This is a genomic window from Polycladospora coralii (genome assembly GCF_014773435.2).
GTDB classification, from domain to species: domain Bacteria; phylum Bacillota; class Bacilli; order Thermoactinomycetales; family Thermoactinomycetaceae; genus Polycladospora; species Polycladospora coralii.
Genome location: NZ_JACXAG020000003.1, coordinates 25,360 through 48,934, shown reverse-complemented (window position 1 = coordinate 48,934; position 23,575 = coordinate 25,360). Strand labels below are relative to the sequence as shown.

26 protein-coding genes are annotated in these 23,575 nt (G+C 38.7%); 7 read left to right on the top strand and 19 right to left on the bottom strand.

Annotation, left to right across the window (positions count from 1 at the left end):
* Positions 1-86: 86 nt before the first annotated feature.
* The 10 genes from rplI to IC619_RS08325 form a co-directional block, all read right to left on the bottom strand.
* Positions 87-533, bottom strand: a complete 447-nt coding sequence (rplI, locus tag IC619_RS08370; RefSeq protein WP_191139428.1) for a 50S ribosomal protein L9 — start codon at positions 531-533, stop codon at positions 87-89.
* Entirely contained in the window at positions 530-2,500 is a 1,971-nt protein-coding gene (locus IC619_RS08365; RefSeq protein WP_191139427.1) for a DHH family phosphoesterase, read from the bottom strand. The genes rplI and IC619_RS08365 overlap by 4 nt, the downstream gene beginning before the upstream one ends.
* 30 nt (positions 2,501-2,530) lie before the next feature.
* On the bottom strand, positions 2,531-3,379 hold the full coding sequence (locus IC619_RS08360; protein WP_191139426.1) for a DUF2232 domain-containing protein: 849 nt from the start codon (positions 3,377-3,379) through the stop codon (positions 2,531-2,533).
* Positions 3,380-3,384: 5 nt separating this feature from the next.
* Complete coding sequence (locus IC619_RS08355) at positions 3,385-3,696, bottom strand: MazG-like family protein (protein ID WP_191139425.1); 312 nt, start codon at positions 3,694-3,696, stop codon at positions 3,385-3,387.
* Between the two features lie 123 nt (positions 3,697-3,819).
* Entirely contained in the window at positions 3,820-4,047 is a 228-nt protein-coding gene (rpsR, locus tag IC619_RS08350; protein WP_191139424.1) for a 30S ribosomal protein S18, read from the bottom strand.
* Positions 4,048-4,073: 26 nt separating this feature from the next.
* A complete protein-coding gene (gene ssb, locus IC619_RS08345; RefSeq protein WP_191139423.1) occupies positions 4,074-4,556 on the bottom strand; it encodes a single-stranded DNA-binding protein in 483 nt (160 codons plus the stop codon).
* Between the two features lie 36 nt (positions 4,557-4,592).
* The gene (gene rpsF / locus IC619_RS08340; protein WP_191139422.1) at positions 4,593-4,883 is read right to left on the bottom strand and encodes a 30S ribosomal protein S6; all 291 of its coding nucleotides are present in this window, start codon (positions 4,881-4,883) and stop codon (positions 4,593-4,595) included.
* A gap of 134 nt (positions 4,884-5,017) precedes the next feature.
* Entirely contained in the window at positions 5,018-6,118 is a 1,101-nt protein-coding gene (gene ychF / locus IC619_RS08335) for a redox-regulated ATPase YchF (RefSeq protein ID WP_191139421.1), read from the bottom strand.
* 149 nt (positions 6,119-6,267) lie between these two features.
* On the bottom strand, positions 6,268-6,471 hold the full coding sequence (locus tag IC619_RS08330) for a DUF951 domain-containing protein (protein WP_191139420.1): 204 nt from the start codon (positions 6,469-6,471) through the stop codon (positions 6,268-6,270).
* Between the two features lie 102 nt (positions 6,472-6,573).
* The gene (locus IC619_RS08325; RefSeq protein WP_191139419.1) at positions 6,574-7,638 is read right to left on the bottom strand and encodes a YkvI family membrane protein; all 1,065 of its coding nucleotides are present in this window, start codon (positions 7,636-7,638) and stop codon (positions 6,574-6,576) included.
* A gap of 98 nt (positions 7,639-7,736) precedes the next feature.
* Between IC619_RS08325 and yyaC the strand changes: the two genes are divergently transcribed.
* Positions 7,737-8,348: a spore protease YyaC gene (gene yyaC, locus IC619_RS08320; RefSeq protein ID WP_191139418.1), complete on the top strand. Its 612-nt coding sequence runs from the start codon at positions 7,737-7,739 to the stop codon at positions 8,346-8,348.
* 140 nt (positions 8,349-8,488) lie between these two features.
* On the opposite strand, the gene IC619_RS08315 is transcribed toward yyaC, so the two are convergent.
* The 3 genes from IC619_RS08315 to noc form a co-directional block, all read right to left on the bottom strand.
* Positions 8,489-9,349 carry a ParB/RepB/Spo0J family partition protein gene (locus IC619_RS08315; protein WP_191139417.1) on the bottom strand — a complete coding sequence of 287 codons (861 nt, stop codon included), beginning with the start codon at positions 9,347-9,349 and terminating at the stop codon, positions 8,489-8,491.
* Positions 9,342-10,106 (bottom strand): ParA family protein, encoded by a 765-nt coding sequence (locus IC619_RS08310; RefSeq protein WP_191139416.1) that lies wholly within the window; start codon positions 10,104-10,106, stop codon positions 9,342-9,344. Before IC619_RS08310 ends, IC619_RS08315 begins: the two co-directional genes overlap by 8 nt.
* Positions 10,107-10,512: 406 nt before the next feature.
* Entirely contained in the window at positions 10,513-11,340 is an 828-nt protein-coding gene (gene noc, locus IC619_RS08305) for a nucleoid occlusion protein (protein ID WP_191139415.1), read from the bottom strand.
* A gap of 1,055 nt (positions 11,341-12,395) precedes the next feature.
* Here noc and IC619_RS08300 point away from each other — a divergent pair.
* Together IC619_RS08300 and IC619_RS08295 are read left to right on the top strand one after the other, a co-directional pair.
* Positions 12,396-13,592 carry a ParM/StbA family protein gene (locus tag IC619_RS08300; protein ID WP_191139414.1) on the top strand — a complete coding sequence of 399 codons (1,197 nt, stop codon included), beginning with the start codon at positions 12,396-12,398 and terminating at the stop codon, positions 13,590-13,592.
* A 193-nt stretch (positions 13,593-13,785) separates the two neighbouring features.
* The gene (locus IC619_RS08295; RefSeq protein WP_213260855.1) at positions 13,786-14,847 is read left to right on the top strand and encodes a hypothetical protein; all 1,062 of its coding nucleotides are present in this window, start codon (positions 13,786-13,788) and stop codon (positions 14,845-14,847) included.
* 42 nt (positions 14,848-14,889) lie between these two features.
* Here the strand turns inward: IC619_RS08295 and rsmG are convergent, their stop codons facing one another.
* The 3 genes from rsmG to mnmE are packed head-to-tail and all read right to left on the bottom strand — an operon-like array spanning position 14,890 to position 18,908.
* Positions 14,890-15,609: a 16S rRNA (guanine(527)-N(7))-methyltransferase RsmG gene (rsmG, locus tag IC619_RS08290; protein WP_191139408.1), complete on the bottom strand. Its 720-nt coding sequence runs from the start codon at positions 15,607-15,609 to the stop codon at positions 14,890-14,892.
* A gap of 15 nt (positions 15,610-15,624) precedes the next feature.
* A complete protein-coding gene (gene mnmG, locus IC619_RS08285; protein WP_347239782.1) occupies positions 15,625-17,514 on the bottom strand; it encodes a tRNA uridine-5-carboxymethylaminomethyl(34) synthesis enzyme MnmG in 1,890 nt (629 codons plus the stop codon).
* A 17-nt stretch (positions 17,515-17,531) separates the two neighbouring features.
* Positions 17,532-18,908 (bottom strand): tRNA uridine-5-carboxymethylaminomethyl(34) synthesis GTPase MnmE, encoded by a 1,377-nt coding sequence (gene mnmE / locus IC619_RS08280; RefSeq protein WP_191139406.1) that lies wholly within the window; start codon positions 18,906-18,908, stop codon positions 17,532-17,534.
* Between the two features lie 112 nt (positions 18,909-19,020).
* On the opposite strand from mnmE, the gene IC619_RS08275 reads away from it, so the two are divergent.
* The 4 genes from IC619_RS08275 to IC619_RS08260 all read left to right on the top strand — a co-directional run bounded on the left by IC619_RS08275 (position 19,021) and on the right by IC619_RS08260 (position 21,794).
* Positions 19,021-19,191, top strand: a complete 171-nt coding sequence (locus IC619_RS08275; protein ID WP_191139405.1) for a hypothetical protein — start codon at positions 19,021-19,023, stop codon at positions 19,189-19,191.
* A gap of 126 nt (positions 19,192-19,317) precedes the next feature.
* Positions 19,318-19,455 carry a hypothetical protein gene (locus tag IC619_RS08270; RefSeq protein WP_191139404.1) on the top strand — a complete coding sequence of 46 codons (138 nt, stop codon included), beginning with the start codon at positions 19,318-19,320 and terminating at the stop codon, positions 19,453-19,455.
* A 71-nt stretch (positions 19,456-19,526) separates the two neighbouring features.
* On the top strand, positions 19,527-20,018 hold the full coding sequence (locus tag IC619_RS08265; protein WP_191139403.1) for a hypothetical protein: 492 nt from the start codon (positions 19,527-19,529) through the stop codon (positions 20,016-20,018).
* 588 nt (positions 20,019-20,606) lie between these two features.
* Positions 20,607-21,794, top strand: a complete 1,188-nt coding sequence (locus tag IC619_RS08260) for a hypothetical protein (protein ID WP_191139402.1) — start codon at positions 20,607-20,609, stop codon at positions 21,792-21,794.
* Between the two features lie 266 nt (positions 21,795-22,060).
* Here IC619_RS08260 and yidC read toward each other — a convergent pair whose 3' ends face one another.
* The 3 genes from yidC to rnpA form a co-directional block, all read right to left on the bottom strand.
* Complete coding sequence (yidC, locus tag IC619_RS08255; RefSeq protein ID WP_191139412.1) at positions 22,061-22,756, bottom strand: membrane protein insertase YidC; 696 nt, start codon at positions 22,754-22,756, stop codon at positions 22,061-22,063.
* Positions 22,757-22,822: 66 nt separating this feature from the next.
* Positions 22,823-23,047, bottom strand: coding sequence for a membrane protein insertion efficiency factor YidD (gene yidD, locus IC619_RS08250; RefSeq protein ID WP_191139401.1), 225 nt, complete (start codon positions 23,045-23,047; stop codon positions 22,823-22,825).
* Between the two features lie 14 nt (positions 23,048-23,061).
* Complete coding sequence (gene rnpA, locus IC619_RS08245; RefSeq protein WP_191139400.1) at positions 23,062-23,418, bottom strand: ribonuclease P protein component; 357 nt, start codon at positions 23,416-23,418, stop codon at positions 23,062-23,064.
* Between the last annotated feature and the right edge of the window lie 157 nt (positions 23,419-23,575).

Here is a 23,575-nt window from a genome sequence, read left to right as displayed (position 1 = left end):
TCACTCCTCCCCTCATAGTTGATCACAACAAAGAGAAGACCGAGGCTTTCGTATAGTCAAGCCACGGTCAGTCATAGTATCTTCTGTTATTCTGCAATCACTTGAACAGATAATGTTGCAGTAACCTTCGGATGAAGTTTAATGGGTACCTTGGTTACCCCTAAGGTACGAATAGGCTCTTTTAATTGTACCTGTTTTTTATCGATTTGGAGCTGGTAATTATTCTTAAGTGTCGATACAATCTGCTTAGATGTGATTGATCCGAACACACGTCCACCTTCACCAGCTTTTGTAGATAAAGTGATGGTTAAATCTTCTATTTTTTGAGCTAGCTCTTTAGCTGTAGTTAACTCTTCGCTTTTGCGACGATCATGTGCTTTCTTTTGTTCATTTAATGTATTTAAATTCCCTTCTGTCGCTGGAGTAGCTAACTTTCGTGGAAATAAGAAATTACGAGCATACCCTTCAGCTACTTCTTTTATTTCTCCTTTTTTCCCCGTTCCTTTTACATCTTGCTGTAATATCACTTTCATGTTTCAATTCCTCCTATTGATTCTATCTCTTTAATGACTTGGACTAATTGAGTTTTTGCTTCTGCTAAGGAAGACAATTTGAGTTGGCAGGCCGCGTTTGTTAAATGACCCCCGCCTCCCAGTTTTTCCATCAGAAACTGCACATTCAGCTCACCCTGTGAACGAGCACTAATCGAGATTAAACCGTCATTACGTCTTCCGATCACGAAAGAAGCACTTACACCTTGCATACCAAGCAATGCATCAGCAGCTTGTGCAATGATAAGCTGATCATATACTTCCTGCTCATCCCCTAGAGCAATGGCATACTCATTATACAATAATTGTGTGTTCTTTATAATTTCAGCACGCTTTACATATTGGTTTAAATCCTCTTTCAACAACGATTGTACCATCATTAAGTCGGCACCATGCCTCCTTAAAAATGAGGCAGCCTCAAAAGTTCTAGACCCCGATCGAAAAGCAAAGTTTTTGGTATCAACCACAATCCCCGCTAACAAAGAAGTAGCTTCCAATGTATCCATCACTAAGCGCTGATCACGATATTGAAATAACTCTGTAACCAATTCACTAGTGGAAGATGCATATGGCTCCAAATACACGAGAACCGGGTCTTTTACAAACTCTTGACCACGTCTATGGTGGTCAATCACAATCACTTTATGGGCACGTTCTAAAAGCTTAGGCTCAATCGCTAGGGAAGGTTTATGCGTATCGACCAATATAAGTAATGTATCTTTATCATCAATCATTTGCAAAGCTCGTTCAGGCGTTATAATATGATCACCTAGGTAATCATGTTGTTTAACGAGATCCATCAAACGTTGTATCGACGTATTTTCATCATCTAATACAATAAACCCCTCACATTGGTTGATCAAGGAAAACTTCACCACACCGATTGCTGCTCCAAGCGCATCCATATCTGGACGTTTATGTCCCATCACAATCACTTGTCTGCAATCGCGAATCAGATTACTCATTGCATGTGAGATCACACGTGCACGCACCCGTGTTCTTTTTTCAATTGCATTCGTTTTACCACCAAAAAAATCAATTTTTTCTTCCATTTGAACAGCTGCTTGATCCCCCCCACGCGCTAAGGCGATATCTAATGCTGCTTGTGCATATTGCGATCGTTCAATCATATTCTCACCATTGCTAGCCAATCCCAAACTGAGCGTAATCGGGATCGTATATCCCCGTGTCATTTCTCGGACTTGATCTAAAATATCGAAACGGGAAGCAATCATTTTTTCAAGCGAACGATAGTTACATACTAAAAACATCTTATCTGTTTCGATTCGTTTAATGGTAATCTGATATTCCTCAGACCATTTTGAAATGATGTGTGCAACATCAGACAGGAGTTGTGTACTTTCCTGATCAGATAAACCTTGCCCTGCATCATCATAATTATCCATATGTAAATAACCAATCACGACTCTTTCAGAGTGATATTTTTCGGTTACTTGGTGTAGTCTGGTAATATCTCTAAAAAAATACAACCGCTCATATTTTTGATGAAGAACTTCATAAACTCGGTCTTGAATCACAATTTTGATAGGAGAATCTGAATCAAAATGCACTTCCTTTAACTCTGGAAAACATTCATTCATATCAACACCGATTAAACGTGACCCCGCTTTTATTTTAGACACATAAGCATTGTGCCACTCAATTTTGCCGTCTGAATCATGCAAGATCATGCCAATTGGTAATTCATCACGCGCAATTTGACCTGCATTCGTAATTTGTTTTCCAAGCGTTTCAATATATGATGCGAATTCACTCCGAAAGGAAAGCTCCGCACGATACAACATAAAGGCTAAACCTAAAAAAATAAACAATCCCATTAAACCTAAGAACCAATGGTAAATAGAGAGTATTGCAACGAGTGTTAAACAGAAACTCATCGCAAAAACCATATGATACCCATGCCATCTTTTAATTATAAACTTTGGCATTATCAATGTCTCCTTGCACACACATACTATCTAGATCTTTTTTCGTATCGAAGTGCCGATATCAACCATGCCTAAGATCAAAAAAGGTAATGGAAATACGATATGAAACAAAACAAGACCGATCATCCATTTTTGACTCCAGTCACGACTTTTTAGCCAGAAAGAGGTGAAGGCAGCACCTTGAATCATAAATAGTAGGTATAACACATTTAGTATTCCCATTAACCAACTATTTTCCCCATTCCATAGCGATACAAGCATGAGTATCACGAAAAAATATAAAAAAATACGGGGAAGCTTCCATTTCGAAAATGGTGTGATATATTTCCCAGGAAATTCAGCTCGAATGAGTCGCTTATTCATGATCCAAATGTTGATTAATACCATACAGATGACAAACAGAAAAATCATAACCGGGAGATAATCAACTAATTGGGGTGGTTCAAGTTGTTCATATATACCCATTGTAGACCAAGTCTGGTTCAATTTTTGATCCAATAAATCTAAGAATCCAAATAAAGATTGTGCAATCCATATGATAATCCAAGAGCTGATCACACCACTTACAACACCAACCAATGCGATATCGGTTCCCGTTGTATGTTTCACTCTATAACATATCCCCATTGTGATTCCGATTAGAACAGGTGCCAAAAAAATCCCTACCGTATAAGGATTTTCTGAAGTGAGTGTAACAATAAGCAAAAGTATAGCAGGGTAAATGAGAGCGGATCTAGGATGCTTGATTGTCAGTAATAATATGGGGAGTGGTGTAATCAAACTTAGTATAGGTAAAAGCGGCATCAGTATGATAAACAAAAGGAATAGACCGGTGTATTTAAGACTTTCCAATCTCTCCTTACTTTCATTTTGGGACAAACGTGTCACCTCTTGTTAATATAATCATCGAGTGAGGACAAATCTCCGTACCATTCTTCCAACTGATGTCCATCTCGTGTATGCTCTTTTAGTTTTTCCGTGACGGCCCGATCTAAATCACCGTATGATAAACCAATTCTTCTCGCCATCACATAGATCGATATGACCAGACTAGATAAACTATCTATAATCGCTTGTTGATTCGCATGGTGGATACCTTTAAACAAATTCGCAACTTGGTCTAATATTTCTGTTTTCAGCCAATCCATCACTTTTATGTTTTTAGCAAAATGTAATCCGCGGTCCGGTCGGCTCATGACAGCAAGCACTCCTTCAGATATTTACAAGGTTAGAAGTAGCTTCCACAAGTTGCAAGCAATTTCCTGCTCTATATAAGAAAAACAGGGCAAGCAGTTGCTTGACCCCGTTTTTCAGTCCGATCAATCATTTGTATATGGTAATAGAGCCATTTGACGAGCTCTCTTAATCGCATGTGTCAATTGACGTTGATACTTAGAACTAGTTCCAGTCACACGACGTGGAAGAATCTTACCACGCTCACTGACAAAACGTTTTAATAGATCTACATCTTTGTAGTCGATGTAGCTAATTTTATTAACGGTAAAGTAACATACTTTACGACGTTTGTGTCCACGACGACGAGCCATTTCGATTCCCTCCTTTTTTCATTCAGTTAGAAAGGTAGATCATCATCTGAGATGTCAATTGGTTTTCCATCGCTAGCAAATGGATCATCACTTGGTCGATTACTGCTACCAAAGTTATTGCTGTTAAAATTGTTGTTTCCACCTTCAAAAGATCCTGAACCAAAGCTTTGATTTGAATCATTTCGGTCTCGCATCGATTCAAGGAATTGAACATTATCAGCTACTACTTCAGCATTTCGAACTTTACGACCTTCATTATTCTCATAAGAACTGATTTGTAAGCGTCCTTCAACCCCTACTAAACGTCCCTTTTTTAAATAATTGGCACATGTTTCAGCTAGGCCACGCCATGTGACAACATCAATAAAGTCGACCGCTCGCTCTCCTTGCTGATTAGAGTAGTTCCGATTAACAGCAAGCGCAAATCTAGCAACCGCAATCCCGTTTGACGTGTAACGTAACTCAGGATCACGAGTCAAGCGACCGATGAGGATGATCCGATTTAGCATAATAAAACCTCACCCCAATTTTTGATCAAAATCATTTTATTTATCATCAATGTTAACAGCCATGTGGCGAATAATATTATCGTTAATGTTGATTACACGATTCAATTCATTCACAACGTCAGCATCTGCTTTAAATGTAACGACGGTATAAATACCTTCACGATATTTATTGATTTCGTAAGCAAGACGACGTTTTCCCATGTCATCCGTATTTGTGAGCTCACCGCCATTATCAGAAATAATGGATTGAATTTTCTCACGCGTACCTTTTAATGTTTCTTCATCCGCATCTGGACGAACAATAAACATGAGTTCATAGTTGTGCATTCCGTTCCACCTCCTCTTGGACTATAACGGCTCTATTTCCTATAGAGCAAGGAGTACATAAGTACGTACAATCAAACATTTTAGCAAACTAGCAAGAATAAAGCAATGTTTTTCCAATACATTCATAGCTCATTTTAAACTGCAAAGCGGAAATTCATGACATCGCCATCTTTTACAACATACTCTTTTCCTTCCAAGCGTAGTAATCCTTTCTCTTTAGCGGCAGTTTGTGAGCCACACGAAATTAAGTCCTCATATGCGGTTACTTCTGCACGAATAAATCCACGTTCAAAGTCTGTATGAATCACTGCTGCCGCTTGGGGGGCCTTTGTGCCTTCGCGAATTGTCCATGCACGTACTTCTTTTTCACCCGCTGTAAAGTAAGTGATTAACCCTAGCAGGTGATAAGCTGCTGCGATTAATCGATCTAAACCAGAAGATGCAAGCCCTAATTCACTTAAAAAAAGTGCTCTCTCTTCCCCATCGAGTTCAGCAATCTCCGCTTCAACTTGGGCACTTATGGTTACAACGCCTGCTCCTTCTTGCTCAGCAATCTGCCGCACTTGTTGTACATATGGATTTTCCTCAGCGTTTGCTACATCATCTTCACTCACATTAGCGGCGTATAATACATTTTTCAAAGTGAGCAAGTTCATGTTTTTAATTACACGCTTTTGATCTTCCTCCAAATCGGCTGAGCGAGCTGTTTTCCCTTCTGCCAAAACAGCCTGGATCATGGTCAGAACCTCATGTTCAGCAATTGCTTCTTTATCTCCACTCTTCTTTTGTTTCGCTAATCTTTCTAAACGTTTCTCAACAGTCTCTAGGTCTGCTAATATTAATTCTAAGTTGATCGTTTCTATATCACTTGCCGGGTCGATTGTGCCTTCAACATGGGTAATATTCTCATCTTCAAAACAGCGAACGACATGAATAATCGCGTCTACTTCACGAATATGCGCCAAGAACTTATTCCCTAGTCCTTCTCCTTTACTTGCACCTTTCACAAGCCCCGCAATATCCACAAATTGAAATGATGTTGGGACAATCCGTTGTGGGTTCACAATTTTGGCGAGTTCATGTAGTCGCTCGTCTGGAACATCCACTACACCTACATTGGGATCAATCGTACAAAAAGGATAGTTAGCTGATTCTGCCCCTGCTTGTGTAATCGCATTAAACAATGTAGACTTTCCTACATTGGGTAATCCTACAATACCAGTTGTTAGTGCCATAATGGCCCTCCTCTATCTCCTATAATCCGTTCCTATTATTACAATCCTTGTCCATTATAGCTGATTCGCTCTAGTGATGCTATATATCTATTATTCAGCATAAAGAGCAAAAAAAAATGTGACGAGATCGCTATCACGTCACCTAATTACTATATTTCCTCCTGAGCTGAGACCAACACTTTTTTTAGTTTTTGCTCAAAACGTTTGCGCGGAAGAAGAACACTATGTTCACAACCCGTACATTTAATTCGGATATCCATTCCCATCCGAATCACTTTCCAAGCATTTGTTCCACAGGGATGTGCCTTTTTCATCTGAACAATGTCGCCTAACTGAAACGCTTTATTTGGCATGCGGCATCACTCTTTCCGATTCGTTCTTCATATTATAAAAATTTACAGCCAAAATAACAAGCGGACATGTAGATTTGGGTCATTTCCTATTGCAATCAGCAACTACAACTTATAATGCCTGCCCATAGGAGTAGGTTGTATGAAAGGATACAGCAAAATAGATGCTAATATACTGAGATTAATCACACCAAATATCGGATACAAGACTTCAACTAATTTAGCAAATCCAATTTGACTGAGAGGTAACAAAATAATCATACAAATAAATCCAATTACAACACGTGGCAATGGCATGTAGGCAGATAATCGAAAAACGAGTCCATGCATACTACTTACTGCCGTAGTATAAATCGCTAGCCATAATACACTACTAATTACAGCAATCCATATTGGCGATATATGTTCTACTAATGCAAAAAGTGGTATTTCATATTGTGAAATGAGGTGCTCGATCCGAAGCAATGAATTATTATAAATATAAGCAAGCCCCCCTAAGCACAACGTACTGGTTATACCTGCAAACCATACCTCACCTGTATGTTTAATTTGTTTTCCCATCGTTGATAATACTGCTAACAGCGAAATAATATTAAATGCTGTATAAGCAATTGCCGTTGGCCAGATCGGTTGATTTGCCCCACGCTTTACGCTATCTGATAGGGGATCCACGCTTTCTAAAAACTGAAAGCATACGTAAATTAAGATTGCCATGAGTACAGGTATGAGTACAACATTAATCGATAAAAGACCTTCTACATCAAATAAAAGAACGATGAGCACAGCGACAGCCATCACCAAACACCCAGCAAAAAAGCCACTAGGTCCAAACCATTGCTCAAACGTAGCTCCACTGCCAGCCATCATCACCATCGTCGTTGTTAACAGGGATAATAAGATTAACCCATCTATTAATTTTGCAAAAAACGGCCCCATCAGATATGCCAGTAGCTCTGAATAGCGACTTGTTTGCTTTTTCCAACTAACTAACATTAAGATCATACCTGCAAGCCACAATATGACCATGGAAATCACAATTCCTACTTGACTACTCTCACCATAAGAACTAAAAAACTCCCAAATTTCTCTCCCCGAAGCGAATCCTGCACCAATCGTTGTTCCCACTATTGTCATACTAATTTTTAAAGACCGAATAATACTGAAAGACATCAAACCCCTCCTCCAAATTTTGAGGTTGTCCCTACATGTATATTTCGTGTCATATTTCCGTATACTTATTAAGGAACAATTTTACGGAGGTATGCAAGATGCATAACAAATTTTCCAAATTGAATGTCACACATAAAAAGACAGATTTGTTCCGTGTTGAATATACTGAACCTTGTGCAATCGAAGACTTTTCTAAGCAACTTGCTTTAACTTTTCGTAATAAAAAACCTCAATCTGAAATCGTATGTGTATGTATTGGTACAGACCGATCTACAGGAGATGCTTTAGGCCCTATAACAGGTAACTTATTGGAAAAAAGAGCATCGTCAGCACTTAAAATTTATGGTACATTAGAACATCCCGTTCATGCTTTAAATCTTTCGAATACCATCAATCAAATCAGGCAAAACCATCCCCAAGCTTTTGTGATTGCGATCGATGCTTGTCTAGGTCACATGAAGAGTATCGGTTACATTCAATTAGGCTTAGGTCCTCTCAAACCAGGTGCCGGGGTAAAAAAAGATTTGCCCGAAATCGGAGAAGTACATATCACGGGCATAGTAAATGTAGCAGGGTTTATGGAATACTTTGTTTTACAAAATACGCGTCTCAATTTAGTGATGAAAATGGCTGATGTTATTTCATCTTCAGTAATCCGAGCTGCACACCGTGCCTATATGCCTAAAGCAAATCCAACCATGGTTCGTTAAGCTAAGTACATCGAAGCGATTAGGGGTACTGCCAACATCTATGATTTCCGTTTTCCAACCACGCTCACAGACATTTTAACCGAATTACACTTTTAATAAAAAAAACTTTATCAAACGGTTGTCTGATAAAGTTTTTTTTATTAAAAGTCAATAACGCGCTCATGATTCAGAAGTTCGATTAACCGATCCAATTCACGCTCTGAGAAATATTCAATTTCTATCTTGCCTTTTTTCTTTCCTTGTCTGATCCGTACGGGTGCTTGAAAAACTTGTTGTAATAGATCTTCATATCGCTTAAATTCTGGTGTCGTTCCCTTACTCTTTTTCTGATTATCACGATTGCTTCTGTTTAATTTTTTGATCCACTCTTCTAACTCTCTCACACTAGCTTGCTCATTTATTACCTTTTGTGCCAGTTTTCTTTGTAAATCTCTATCTTTTACGCCAATTAATGCTCGTGCATGACCCATCGATAATGTTCCACGTGAAACATCTTCTTGAATACTTTCTGGCAATTGAAGTAATCGAATAAAGTTCGTAACATGCGGCCTACTTTTTCCTACTTTCTCAGCTACTTCTTCTTGCGTAACACTGAAATGCTTCATCAGTTTTTGATAAGCATTTGCAATTTCAATCGGATTTAAATCTTCTCGCTGTAAGTTTTCAATTAGAGCCATTTCCATCATCTGATCGTCGTTTATTTCTTTTATGACGATTGGAACAGTAGATAACCCAACTAGCTTAGCTGCTCGATATCGTCGCTCTCCAGCTACGATTTCAAAGCCATGAATGCTTTTTCGTACTACAATAGGTTGAACAATGCCGTGTTTCCCAATCGATTGCTTTAGTTCAGTTAAAGCATCCTCATTAAAGAACTTTCGTGGCTGATACGGGTTGGGGCGTAGATCTTCCAATGCTACTTCTTCTGCTAGTTTGTGATCCTCAGATTCTGAAGGGGATAATAAAGCATCTAATCCACGACCTAGTCGTTTACTACTCATTATCCATCACTACTTCCTCTGCTAAATTTTGATAACACTTGGCACCTCTCGAACGTGGATCGTAAACGATAATCGGTTCTCCATGACTAGGTGCTTCACTTAGCCTGATATTTCGAGGGATCACCGTTTGGTATACTCTTTCTTGAAAGTATTTTTTGACTTCTTCCATGACTTGAACGGACAAATTTGTCCTACGATCAAACATCGTTAGTAATACGCCTTCGATTTCCAATGACTTATTTAAATGTTTCTGAACCAATCTGACTGTATTTAATAGCTGACTTAACCCTTCCAGTGCATAAAATTCACATTGGATAGGAATTAAGACCGACTCCGCTGCAGTAAGTGCGTTCAGGGTGATAATTCCTAATGAAGGTGGACAATCAATGAAGATATAGTCATATTTAGGTTTCATACTAACCAATGCCTTTTTTAAACGTAATTCTCGTGAAATGGCTTGCGATAACTCAATTTCTGCTCCAGCAAGTTGAATTGTAGCGGGAATTAAATCTAAACCTTCTACTGCTGTGGAGATAGTGGCCTGCTCTCCCTCAACATCATTAATTAATACGTCATAGATACAGCTTTGTACATCCGCTTTATTTATCCCCATTCCACTGGTTGTATTGCCTTGTGGATCTATATCTACTATAAGTACACGACGTCCTATTGCCGCTATACTTGCTGCCAAATTGATCGAGGTTGTCGTTTTTCCTACTCCGCCTTTTTGATTGGCTATCGCTATGATCTTCCCCAACCGTTTCACCTCTCTCTATCACGCTATTTATGTTATAAAGAAGCTATCATAAGCCTACTCACTTCACTGCTGTTGCTAATTTTGAATTATAAAGACCCCATTAACTGACTCGAACCGTTTTTTAGATTGAGTCTCCTTATCCATCCATAAAACGCATTACAATTCATTTGAAAGGGGGGCAGAACTTACGATCGAATTATGCGCTACATCTCTGGATATGCAACACAACCGAAACAATAAAATAGTTTTGAATTTCTTTCATACCATACTGATATATCGTTTAAAACATAATCGATTTGCTTCACTATAAGTCACGTTTTCATTATCGTCATAATAACAAATAATAGATATACTTGCGAGATTTAATCTATAATTTTTCCTCATCTACCTGATGACCTATCAACCGCTATGCTTTTTTCTTTTTAGGAATACGAATCGTTAATTCAAAGAACTGTTCATCTTCTTGTTCATCTGCCTCAACTGTTAATCCAGTTTGTTTAATGAGATCAATTGAATGACGAATCGTATTTACCGCTAAGCGGACATCTCTAGAATAAGCCCTGCGCTTTGCTTTTGGAGGTTGCTCTTCAGTTTGAGCAAGGATTCGCTTAACTTTCTCCTCTGTCTGTTTGACATTCAAATCTTTTTCAATAATCTCTTCTAATAGTTTAAGTTGGATTTCATCCTCTTTTAACGGTAATAATGCACGTGCATGTCTCTCAGAAATCAGTCGATCCATTAACTTCTCTTGCACACCTTTTGGAAGATGTAATAAGCGTAACTTATTGGCAATTGTCGACTGACTTTTTCCTAGTCGTTGCGCTAAGCTCTCTTGTGTAAGTTGCTCAATCTCGATTAGCTTTTGATAGGCATGTGCTTCCTCAATAACGGATAGACCTTCTCTTTGTAAGTTCTCAATTAAGGCTGCTGAGGCAACTTGACGATCATTCATTTCACGTATGAGAGCTGGAATAGTTGAATTACCTAATTTTTTAACGGCTCGCAACCTTCTTTCTCCAGCAATTAACTCATAATGCTCTCCTTTTTGTCTAACTACAATAGGTTGAATCACACCGTGAAGACGAATCGTATGGCACAACTCATCTAGTTTATCTTCTTGAAAAAGAATACGTGGTTGGTAAGGACAAGGGACAATATCTTTTGTAGCAATCTCCATGATTTGATCTTGTTTTTGTTCAGATTTACCAAAAAATCGAGAAAAGGACTCTCTCATCACTAAAACATCCTCTCATCTCGTCTAAAAAAGAGATCTCTAATTTCCTAGATTGAAGTCACCTTAACAGCTTACACTATGTAATATTCGCTACTTTCTTCTGCCTCCCTGCACTAATTCGGGATTACAAATTTTGCGAGCGGGAAAGCCCAGTTTCTTTAGGATTGGAATAAAAGCGAGCGTTGCTTAACCCCTTATGGGGATGCTTAGGGAACAGACATGAGCCGTACTCGTCCTACTTGTAGTAAGCTTTGTTCCCTAAGATATAACCGTATGGGGTTGCTACTGTGTAAAACGATGAACGTTTGAAAAAAGGAACTAAAAGACTAGTAACTGGTGTCGTGCCCATGTAAATACATTTCTAATTGCATGAGATGGGGTGATTTGGCAATTTCATCAAGCAGAAATCTACCCAAGAATCCCACACTAAGGGGCCATCTTTATTTATTCAATCTATGTTCCACGTGAAACATAGATTGAATCTCCTAAAAAACAATTTTGATAGTGAATATACTTAGAAAATGATAAAGAGAAAAACCATGCAAGTTGGCCCCCTTTAGCAACTGCTTAATAAGTCTATGACTTCATTATTAGATTCAATCATTCAATTAAATTAATTGAATTAAATGATTTAACACTTTCAAATCTCTCCATAATTCGTTATGCTAGGGGTGTAAGCTTTATAATAAACAATTCGACTTTTATATTCGAAGAACTACTATTATTTTTTATTATGTATCACAAACGATCCTATCAATAAAGCCCTTTCTAACCCTAAGTAATCACCTAACATTCATATGCTTAATCTGTTATTTTCCTATCACTATACTTGCATTAAAGTCTGCTAGATATGTTCCGACTAAAAAGGGCAAGTATTTACATGCTTAATTTTATATATACGATTCCTAATATTGTAATACGATAGCAACAGATCAGGTAAAATAAAATAGTGGAGATATGATATAGTTACCTAGTAGAATACATATGAGATAATCTTGCGTAACACAATGATAATTGCGTAAAGTAACGGATGAAATCCTTGAGGAGGAAATAGAATGACTACACCTGTTTATATTGGTAATGACCAAGGGTATTATGGTACAAAAGTGGTAAGCCGTACAAATGGAAAGTTCTATAAGATGTTTATTCGCAACATGGTTGTTCCTAACCGTGTAGGTGAAATTACTTACAACAACGATTCCCACAATATCATGTATCGTGAACATGAAGGAGATCGTGAATGGTTCTGTGGTAAATTAGCCATTGAACAATCCGGCGATGATGAACTATTTGATTCACATAGGCGCCGCTTGTTCAGCCCCACTTGGTTTCGCGAACAAGAGTATCTGATTATGTTTCGTGTGAGCACCGGTCTCATGTTACAAGGAAATCAAGAACCAGTTGTGTCGGTTGCGCTTCCAACTGATAGCTATATCGACTATAAGGATGAATTAAAAAAACGCCTCGTTGGAAAACACAGCTTCGAAGTAAAACAAGGCAACTTACCTTGGCGTAAAATTGAATTTGAAATCAAACAAGAAAATCTATTCGTTATTAGCCAACCTATGGCGACATTGTTCCATATCGCACTTGACCGTGATGGAAGACTACTAAATGAAGACCTCTTTATTCAAAAAGTGAGTATTAATGATTTAGGCTTCGGCACATCTGACGTGGAAACGCTTCATGGGGAAACCATTATTAAACGCCAAAGCTTTACATCACGTCACGCGATGTTAAACGTTTACCAATTACTGTCTAAGCGATTGCTTGAGTTTACTGAAAATGTAGACTCGGATGGAAATGGAAAAGAATATCCAATTTGGAGTTTGCCTCGTATTGTGAATTCAGGTGAAATTAGCTTTAAAGGAAAAGTGCATGATGTCAGCAATTTAATACAAGCTTCTATTAAAGAAGTTGGGGAAGCCTTAATAGACGAAGTATGGAATCGTCTTGACTACGGTGATGATATTACCTTCATTATCTTAACAGGTGGCGCATCGATTCCGTTTAAACCCTTCTACCGGGAACGTTTTGGTGAAAAACTAATCTTTGCTGAAGACTATGGCATTGAAGCCCAATTTGCCAATGGATTTGGGCTTTGTAAATTTGCTCAATCTAAAGCAAACAACACGAATAGTAAAGGTATTATAGAAGCTGCCGCTGCTATTCACCAAGAGTTTAATGTTCCTGAAAAAGTGGGAGAACCAACTGCTAATAAAAAAAGCGTACAGCGCATTAAGAACAAGTAAAATCATACCATCAAAATCATTTATATACCCCAAGGGCTCCCTTGGGGTAATCATATATCGTAAAATGATCGTAAAAAGAGCTAAATGATTATAAGAAAATTACTAGAATATGCTAGCTATCCTAAGCTAAAAGAGAGATAATAATTGAGAAGAACATCTTCGAACGGGTAGTAAAAGGAGGGGTTTCAAGAAGATGAAATCTCAATATGACGTTGTCTTAATTGGATCAGGTCAATCAGGACTTGATTCTGTCAAGCATCTTGAAGAAAATGGTAAACAAGTTCTTTATCTCAATATAGACCAACAAACACTAGCCACTTTAATTCAGGTTTCTAATCATGATGCAAGCCCTATTAATCAAATCACATCAGAAGAACCCAAAACTGAAACTTTTAACATGGGCTCAGCAGAAAGCAGGCTGCATTTACATAAGCAAACGATTGAGACACAAACAACAACTTCAACAACTTTTACTTTTCAGTCAGCTCCCGAACTAGAGGAACATACAGAACCACAAGAACATGAAAAAGATGTAATCGAAGCACAAAGGGTGAACGCTTTCCCTTTTCTCATTAAACAAGATGCCATTGAAGCAGATATTAAAGACCGTGAATCGCATATGAATCACGATGATACAGCTGATGCACCTTCACATTATCAAAAGCAAACCATATTCGAATCACCTATATATCGTCGTAGTTCAAATACCGATGAGTATGATCACAAATATGAATCTGATCCTAATTCCTATCTAAATCGTTCTGCTCCGATGTCAAAACGTCCTTTTACAGAACAAGAAAACATATTAAAAGATCATCCTCTAGCTCTACCGAGTGCAGAACTTACTGAAGCTGAGAAAAAAGAAAAAACTTCTCCCAGAAAACGTACTCGTCTCACGAAAAAGAATCGATTAGCTCAAAGACGCTCTGTACTTTCCGGTAAAATGGATGAGAATGAATCAGAAGCAGAACAGACCATTAGTGAATCAAAAGATCATACACCTTCATTTAACACAACCTCCATACCACTTGCTCATATAGATAGCGAAGAACATCTTGACAAAAAAAAAGAAACAGGTAGCGAAAAACTTAAAAGTGATCAAATCGAATTTGAAGATGCTTTCGGTTATAGTTCCTTCGAAGAATTTATTACACCCTTTTCCGAAAACAGCCGAAAAAGACAAGAAATCGATCAGATTGAAAAAAGAAAAATGGCACTACGTGGACTTCATAATTTAATTAATCATTTAGGGTGAAAAAAGAGACAAGTGCATCCGTGTATGCATTGTCTCTTTTCATTAAACAAGCGGTTGTTTTACGGGTAGTCCAGCCCGTCTAGGATATGCTTTAGGACTGTGATCTCTTTTTTGCATTTGTAGTAATGACCGCGTACCCATTGATGCAGGCAATTCAAACGTGGTCTGTTTAAACGTTGCCTTTCCCATGACATGCAGTGCTTTCTTAGCTGATTCCACCTCATCAGACATTACGGTCCCTTTCATCGAAATAAACATCCCCCCCACTTTTACAAAAGGCAAACAATATTCGGCCAGTACATTTAATTTAGCTACAGCACGAGCCGTTGCAAGATCAAAAGAAGCTCGATACAACTTCTGATGTGCTAGCTCTTCTGCACGGCCATGTATGCAGGTTACGCCAGATAAATCTAAATGATTGACTACAGATTGTAAAAAGTGAATGCGTTTTTTCAGTGAATCGAGTAGCACAACTTCTAGATCTGGAAATGCAATTTTAAGGGGTATCCCAGGGAATCCAGCACCTGTTCCTACATCGATAATAGACTTCGTTTTTTTAGGATCAAATGCCGCAATTAAGGTTAATGAATCGTAGAAATGTTTAATATAAACTTCATCTCTATCCGTAATGCCGGTTAGGTTCATGACTTTATTTGTCTCAATCAAAAGCTCATAATACTGCTGAAATTGCTCCAATTGGTGCTCTGTCAAATCAATCCCCAGCCGACTCACATGCTCTTGTAACCACTGATCGTGTTTCAAAATCTAGATCGCCTCTCATTCATCTATTGTATATACCTTACCACTTTGCTCAATATATACCATCAAAATGGAAATATCAGCAGGGTTTACACCTGAAATACGAGAAGCTTGTCCTAAAGAGATCGGTTGCACTTGTTGTAATTTCTCACGTGCTTCAGAAGAAATACCTGCTATTTTAGCATAATCTACCCATGACGGAATATGCTTTTCTTCTATTTTCTTCATTTTTTCCACTTGCTGCAAAGATTTTTTGATATAGCCTTCGAATTTCAGTTGGATCTCTACTTGCTCAGCTGTATCTTTCATTAGTGGTTCTGGTGGTGCTGACATTTTGGCAATCTCATCATATCCCAATTCAGGTCGCTTAATCAGCTGTGCTAGCTCGACTGCATTATTAATTTCAGGGGTGCCCATCTCTCTTAAAATCGCTTGTACCTCTTCAGTCGGTTTTACTTTTACTTCATGTAAACGTTTAATTTCGAGTTGAACAGCTTCTTTTTTCGCTGTAAATCTGTGATAACGTTCTTCTGGAATTAAACCGATATCATATCCAATTGGTGTTAATCGCATGTCTGCATTATCATGACGTAACAATAATCGATATTCCGCTCGTGACGTAAGTAAGCGGTACGGCTCATTTGTTCCTTTCGTTACTAAGTCATCAATTAAAACACCGATGTATGCTTGAGAGCGATCTAAAATAACAGGGTCTTTTCCCTGTGCTTTGCGCGCGGCATTTATACCCGCCATAATCCCTTGCCCAGCTGCCTCTTCATAGCCAGAAGTACCGTTAATTTGCCCAGCAGTAAACAGATGAGGAACTGGTTTACTCTCTAGCGAAGGCCACAGCTGTGTCGGCACAATCGCATCATATTCAATCGCATATCCAGTCCGCATCATTTCTGTTTTCTCAAGTCCTTTAATCGTACGTAAGATATTAAGTTGGACATCTTCAGGTAAGCTAGTGGAAAGCCCTTGTACATACATTTCTTCTGTACTGCGCCCCTCTGGCTCTATAAAAATTTGGTGTCTGCCCTTGTCAGCAAAGCGAACAATTTTATCTTCAATTGAAGGACAATAGCGCGGACCAGTCCCTTCAATTACACCCGAATACATAGGTGCACGGTGTAGATTATCACGAATATAAGTGTGCGTATCATCATTGGTATATGTTAGCCAACAAGGCATCTGATCCATGATGTAAGAAGTCGTTTCATATGAAAAGGCTCGTGGTTCATCATCACCTGGTTGAATCTCCATTTGGCTGGTATCGATCGTTCGTTTATTGATACGAGGAGGTGTGCCTGTTTTAAAACGCACCATATCAAAACCGAGATCCATTAAATGAAGGGCTAAGTTAACTGATGGTTGTTGATTGTTCGGACCGCTTTCGTAAGCTAAGTCTCCTACGATCACCTTGCCACGTAAATAAGTGCCTGTTGTCAGCACAACCGCTTTTGCATGATATCGTGCTCCAGTTCGTGTTATAACACCCTTAGCTACACCCGCTTCAATGATTAATTCTTCCACCATACCTTGGTGGAGTGATAGATTAGGTTGTTCCTCAATCGTTTTTTTCATCTCTTGCTGATATAGAAACTTGTCCGCCTGTGCTCGTAAGGCATAAACAGCAGGACCTTTTCCAGTGTTAAGCATGCGCATTTGAATATGGGTTTTATCGATCACTTTGCCCATTTCACCGCCGAGGGCATCTATTTCTCTTACCACATGACCCTTCGCAGGCCCCCCAATTGAAGGATTACAAGGCATATACGCAATCGTATCTAAACTAAGTGTAAGCAGTAATGTAGAACAACCCATACGTGCTGCCGCCAAAGCAGCTTCGCAACCCGCATGTCCTGCACCAATCACCACGACATCATACTCTCCACCTACATAACTCAATTTCATTCACCTCTCATCTATTTACCTAGACAAAAATTAGCGAAAATCTGATCGATTAAATCCTCTGCTACCGCATCTCCAATGACTTCACCTAGGGATTGCCATGCATTCTTCATATCGATCTCCACCATATCAAGTGGCATCCCTGCTTCAATCCCCATCTTCACTTCACCAACACTTTGCTTCGCCGTTTTTAACAAGTGAATGTGGCGCGCATTACTCACATAAGCACCTTCGTGAAGTTCCACACGCCCCAACTGAAACAACGATTCAATCGCTCGTTCGAGGTCATCTAATCCCCGATCTTCTTTCATTGAAGTCGTAATCAAAGGACGTTCTCCAATCAACCGCTTCAGCTCGTCTAAATCTAGTTCACGTGGTAAATCTGTTTTATTTACAATGACAATCACTTGATTCTGTTTCATCTGCTCCATTAATCGTTTATCATCTTCTGTTAGTCCTTCAACATGACTTAAAACCCATAATACTAAATCAGCTCTTGTCAGTTCTTGTTGGGAACGTTCGACACCCATTTTTTCTACGATATCCTCTGTTTCTCGAATCCCTGCTGTATCTAACAAGCGTAGCGGAATTCCGCGTACATTAACATACTCTTCTATGACATCCCGAGTCGTACCGGGAATATCCGTTACAATTGCTTTATTTTCTTGGGTAAGCGCGTTCATTAACGAGGATTTACCCACATTAGGCCGCCCCACAATTACCGTCGCAATACCTTCTCTGTATATTTTCCCTTGCTTAGCCGTTTGCAGTAGACGCTCAATTTCTCCTTCAATATAACTGCATCTTTCCATAACATATTGACTTGTCATCTCTTCTGCATCATACTCCGGATAATCCACATTTACAGCTAAGTGGGCTAAAGTCTCCAAAATCTCTGAACGTAGCTTCTGAATGAGATGCGACAACTTACCCTCATGTTGAGTTAGCGCCACTTTGGCAGCCCGATCTGTCTTTGCACGGATCAGATCAATCACCGCTTCAGCCTGTGATAAGTCAATGCGCCCATTTAAAAAAGCTCTTTTCGTAAATTCACCCGGCTCTGCCATCCGGATCCCGATTGTTTGCAAAGCTTCTAAGATTTCTTTTACCGGAACCATTCCACCATGACAGCTGATTTCAACCACATCTTCACGTGTAAACGTGCGTGGCGCTCTCATCACAGTAACCAATACCTCATCTATACGCTCACTCGTTTCTGGATGAACCATATAGCCATAGTGAACGGTATGGGACGACACATCTCTTAAATTGTTTTTACCCTTATAGATCTGGCTCACTTTCCCTACCGCATCTGATCCACTCACTCGAATCACAGCAATTCCACCTTCACCAGGTGGCGTAGCAACAGCCGTAATCGTATCCGTTTCCATCTTATTCACACACCTCTATTAATCTTAGATATTAATGTACCATACCGGTTAACAGGATACAAAATAAAGAAAATTTGTCGATTAACGCGGGGATGGTGTGTAAACAGAGTGTGTGGAGACAGAAACAGATATCACGGTCATTTCTGGACAAGCCATCATTTGGAGGGAACAATTAACGATTAAGCGAGAAAAAGAAAATCCTACAATAACGGATGAAACGGGAAAGTTTACATTCGAATTGCAACCCCTTGACCCCTACCTTATGGCTGAAGGCTCAAATTAGTGGAGAGATCGTTCAAGATGGATTAGGAAAATTGATAGCAAAAAAAGAAAACGTCAAAACAAACTGCGAGGCTATCCCATATTTTATTCGTTTAAATAATCCAAATACACAAAAAGGGAAGTTTAGATGAACCCAAAAAAAGTATTATCGGAATCTATTATGATGATCAGAAACACCATGATATTTTTTGATTTTGGAGAGGGGTCAGTCCCTCACTTCTATTTGCAAATTGAATTGACTGTAGGTAAAGCATCTAAAATTTAGGCTCAAAAGTTATGACATTTATACTAATAGATACATATAATATCATATAAAAATTGAGGGAGGGATTAAATATGATAGCAGAAGTTTCTTTTTTCTCGCCACCTACTCCGTCTATTAATGGTATAGACAAGCTATCTGGTAATCCGGTAACAAATATTGGTATTACAGGAGGGTTGTTTTTTACTATTCAAAATGGAGGTGCCTTAGTAACAGGAGGACCACTAGTGATTCTATTTAGACTTGGCGGTGTAAACTATTCATTTACAAGTAATACGGTACCTAATGACACCATATTAAATCGAGTTAAAGGTAGAGTAAGGGATAATATTGCTATATTTCAAGGAAGTAATAGTCGATCACTACATGATACAGGAACGCAGGATACAGACTTTAATTTAGCACATTTGAGAGTTCCCATTATTGGAAGTCAGCTTACTACGTCAAACAATGACTCACAAACACTACGATTTTTGATAACAGATTCTAGTAACAATCCTTTATTTAATATATTTGTACCAGATGCTGCACCGATTCAAATTGGAACGTTTAACGCAGTATCATAGCGATAAATATATAATTGGCTTTAGTAGGCGGATTATTCCGCCTTTTTTCATTACTAATCTCTCGACTATAAACCATTTCAAAAATGCAGCAGGCATATAATGATGCGAGCAAGCACACAAAAACCGCGATATAATCGAGCACCATGTTCATATCCAATGACCAGGCGCCAAAAATTATCCATCCAAGCAAAACAACGCTCAACCTTGTATCGTTGTTAGCAGGTTTCTTGCCATGCTTTTCGCATAGGAACGCGAAAAAGAATCTCCTCTGAAAGGATCGAATTGGGTACCCTTTATTAGGGTTTTTGTGGGAAACGAATATCATTCACGATCTTCTCAAGTTGATCCCGTGAGGGGTCGCTTCTTCGACACGTAAAGCAACCGGGAGCTCCCTTTTGATTTTCGACGATACATAAGACTTACGAGCCTTTTCCAACCTTTATTCCTCCCTTTTCAGCAGAAACAAAACTGGCGTCTAGATGAACGATGTCCAGTTTGATTTTACCCTCCTCAAACGCAATTTTAAAAGTATATCGTAAATTTTATGATAGAATAAATATACTGTTTCCAAATGAGAGGTGTTTAATCGTGATACAAAGATGTGGATTTATCCTAATATTTTTACTGTCCATTGGGATTTTGACCTCATGTTCAGAAGAATATACTTCTAGAGAAGTCATTATTCCAGAAGACACAATTATAACGGATCAAGATAAAACTATTATTTCGGGTAGTGCAACGCCTAAGACTAAAATTCTGGCACAAGTTAAAAACGTAAGCTCAAATGACTATGAAATCTCATACGAAGAAAAGGTAGACGCAAATGGTCACTTTACTCTAGAAGTCGATACGCCAATTGATCATCTGACTTATACAGTTGAAATCAGCGTAAATCCTGGTAAATATACGGTTCCCATACATCGAACCCATAATGATAGAGAAAAGGTCATTTTCAAGCAAAACTGTATAAGCTTAGATCAATTGTTGTCTAATTCAGATCAATCAAATATCAGCAGTTGGATAGATGAAAATAGTGAACAATGTGTGAGAGTTTCTGGAGTAGTAACCGTTGATGATAAAGGGGATACCTTGATAAGCTCAGGTTCGAATCCATATCGAATTTTTTCTATTCGAGAAGGTTATCAAACTGTAGCACCGATTAACAATTATAGGGATGGTAAAACTTATTCCATTCCTGATGATGAATTTGAAGAAGGGAAAACCTATTCCGTATATGGACTACTAAGTCAAGTCGTATACACTGGGGATTATCATCCTTCAGTTAACATCGAAATGCTTTATTACGATAAAGTTGAAGGTGCGAATGAAGAAAATCAAAGTAAACCTGAGTTTTTGAGTAACGATGAATTAATAAAGAAAATTACAGAGAAGCAAGATGGACCTAGCTTTATTGCAGATGTAAAGATCGAGGGGAAAACTTTAGTTGTTACATACGGAGGACTTAGGAATGATTCAAAGTCTATAAATATCTATGACGTGTTCAAAAAACTATTGGCTGAAGCAGGTCCACGTTATCTTCGCTACAGCAATACTTTAGACCGAATAAAGGTAGAAGTAGGAATTGATGGATATTCACACACTCTAAATGTATCAAGGAGCGAACTGGAATCGTTTTTTGGCGTGAAGCTATCGGATATGCAAAACGCCACCGTATGGGCAGAAAATGTAGATAGAATACTAGAATCTCCTGAAAAAGTAGACGAATTACATAGAAAGTATGTAAAAATCGTCGACCATCATCCAACCGGACAATAGTTAGGTTAACTGATTTCTCTTTATCAATGCGTCTTACCTTGTTATAGATTCCTATGTATATCCATTATCATGCTTGACGGGATCTCAAATTTTGTAATGAGTCATGATTTACGAGCTTGACTCGTTGGTGGGGATTAGATCCCACATTTGATGAGCGTTTATCTAGATTTATCCGTACATAAAAAGTAGCTGGAGTTGGTTTCAGGATCGATGACAACAAAAACACCTCACATACTCAGTAAGTGAGGTGTTTCATCGTACACGCTTTAAGCTTTTACTGGCTTATTTTTCTTAAAGAAAATCAGGTAAGTTAAGATCGTAAAGATATTTCCGATCACCCAGTATAAAGACAATGCAGATGGGAAATTCCATGCTAAGAAAAAGATCATGACTGGCATAAAGAATAGCATGATTTTCATTTGTGGATTATCACTAGCACCGGTAGCAATCAGCTGTAGATAGGTAGTGACGGCTGCCAGTAATGGTAAAATGTAATAAGGGTCAGCTTCTCCTAACTGTAAATAGAGGAAAGATGCCTCTGCAATATGTTCATTCCCCATAATCGCTTGATAAAAAGCAAATAAAATCGGGATCTGTAAGAGAATTGGAAAACAACCAGCCATCGGATTTACATTATGCGCTTGAAACAATTTCATCGTTTCTTCTTGCAGCTTTTGCTGGTCTTTTTTATATTTCTCTCTTATTTTTAATATATGTGGTTGAAGTTCTTGCATCGCCTTGGTACTCTTCTGTTGCTTCCATTGTAAAGGAAAAACGGCAATCCGAATGAGAATGGTAACAACAACAATCGATAGCCCATAGCTACCCATGTATTGCTCAAATAGATCTAATAAACTTGAAAGGGGAATCACCAAATACTTTTCCCACAAACTAGGGTTCTGATAATCGATTTTAAATTGCGTTGTATCTGGAACACAGCCTGCCATCATCACCATTGTCATGACAAGCAATAGTACCAACGCCAGTTGACGTCGTCTTTTGAACACGAGAGGTATCCTCCTCGAAATTTATTTATTTTTCTCAGGTACGTGATCAATTCCACCGGGATGAAAAGGTTGGCATTTGAGAATTCTGACAAATGTGTACCAGCTACCCACGAAAAATCCATGTCTTTCAATCGCCGTTAAACCATACTGAGAGCAAGTTGGAACAAATCGACAAGTTGGCGGCGTATATGGAGAAATATACCTGCGATAGAAGCGAATCACTCCTATAGCACTTGCTTTAAGCATCACTCACTCCCCTTTCATTCCTTTGGCGGTCTCGTATGAAACAGTTTTCCGCGCTGAAACACATGGTTTAAGCTGGACTTAATCTGATGGTAGTCCATCGTCGCCACTGGATTTCTGACCACAATGACAATGTCCACTTGTGATTTTATGTATGGAATCCAATTCCTTACAATCTCTTTAATGGTACGCTTAATACGATTTCTAACCACAGCGTTACCCACTTTTTTGCTCACCGAAATACCGACACGCACCTCTTCTAGTTCCTCATTACGACGCGTGACAAGTACAAATTGCCTATTGGCGACCGAATTCCCTGCTCGAAAAATTTTTCGAAAGTCACTTCGTCTTTTAAGACGATACTTCTTTTGCAAGAAAATCCCTTCCAATCTTATTCTCATTCACTTTAGTGGACTCGTATCAGCCTTGGCTGAAACATCGGAGGAATCAGGTCCAGGATTAAAGCCCCACTTCACTTATAGAAGTGAGGTCTGAACCCACCCTAAAGATCATACTGATATAGGAAAAAGG

Bases quoted from the DNA above. Each gene is read 5' to 3' on its own strand.
- rplI (WP_191139428.1), bottom strand. From the start codon at position 533: ATGAAAGTGATATTACAGCAAGATGTAAAAGGAACGGGGAAAAAAGGA.
- IC619_RS08365 (WP_191139427.1), bottom strand. From the start codon at position 2,500: ATGCCAAAGTTTATAATTAAAAGATGGCATGGGTATCATATGGTTTTT.
- IC619_RS08355 (WP_191139425.1), bottom strand. From the start codon at position 3,696: ATGAGCCGACCGGACCGCGGATTACATTTTGCTAAAAACATAAAAGTG.
- rpsR (WP_191139424.1), bottom strand. From the start codon at position 4,047: ATGGCTCGTCGTCGTGGACACAAACGTCGTAAAGTATGTTACTTTACC.
- ssb (WP_191139423.1), bottom strand. From the start codon at position 4,556: ATGCTAAATCGGATCATCCTCATCGGTCGCTTGACTCGTGATCCTGAG.
- rpsF (WP_191139422.1), bottom strand. From the start codon at position 4,883: ATGCACAACTATGAACTCATGTTTATTGTTCGTCCAGATGCGGATGAA.
- ychF (WP_191139421.1), bottom strand. From the start codon at position 6,118: ATGGCACTAACAACTGGTATTGTAGGATTACCCAATGTAGGAAAGTCT.
- IC619_RS08330 (WP_191139420.1), bottom strand. From the start codon at position 6,471: ATGCCAAATAAAGCGTTTCAGTTAGGCGACATTGTTCAGATGAAAAAG.
- IC619_RS08325 (WP_191139419.1), bottom strand. From the start codon at position 7,638: ATGTCTTTCAGTATTATTCGGTCTTTAAAAATTAGTATGACAATAGTG.
- yyaC (WP_191139418.1), top strand. From the start codon at position 7,737: ATGCATAACAAATTTTCCAAATTGAATGTCACACATAAAAAGACAGAT.
- IC619_RS08315 (WP_191139417.1), bottom strand. From the start codon at position 9,349: ATGAGTAGTAAACGACTAGGTCGTGGATTAGATGCTTTATTATCCCCT.
- noc (WP_191139415.1), bottom strand. From the start codon at position 11,340: ATGAGAGAGTCCTTTTCTCGATTTTTTGGTAAATCTGAACAAAAACAA.
- IC619_RS08300 (WP_191139414.1), top strand. From the start codon at position 12,396: ATGACTACACCTGTTTATATTGGTAATGACCAAGGGTATTATGGTACA.
- IC619_RS08295 (WP_213260855.1), top strand. From the start codon at position 13,786: ATGAAATCTCAATATGACGTTGTCTTAATTGGATCAGGTCAATCAGGA.
- mnmE (WP_191139406.1), bottom strand. From the start codon at position 18,908: ATGGAAACGGATACGATTACGGCTGTTGCTACGCCACCTGGTGAAGGT.
- IC619_RS08270 (WP_191139404.1), top strand. From the start codon at position 19,318: ATGAACCCAAAAAAAGTATTATCGGAATCTATTATGATGATCAGAAAC.
- IC619_RS08265 (WP_191139403.1), top strand. From the start codon at position 19,527: ATGATAGCAGAAGTTTCTTTTTTCTCGCCACCTACTCCGTCTATTAAT.
- yidC (WP_191139412.1), bottom strand. From the start codon at position 22,756: ATGACAATGGTGATGATGGCAGGCTGTGTTCCAGATACAACGCAATTT.
- yidD (WP_191139401.1), bottom strand. From the start codon at position 23,047: ATGCTTAAAGCAAGTGCTATAGGAGTGATTCGCTTCTATCGCAGGTAT.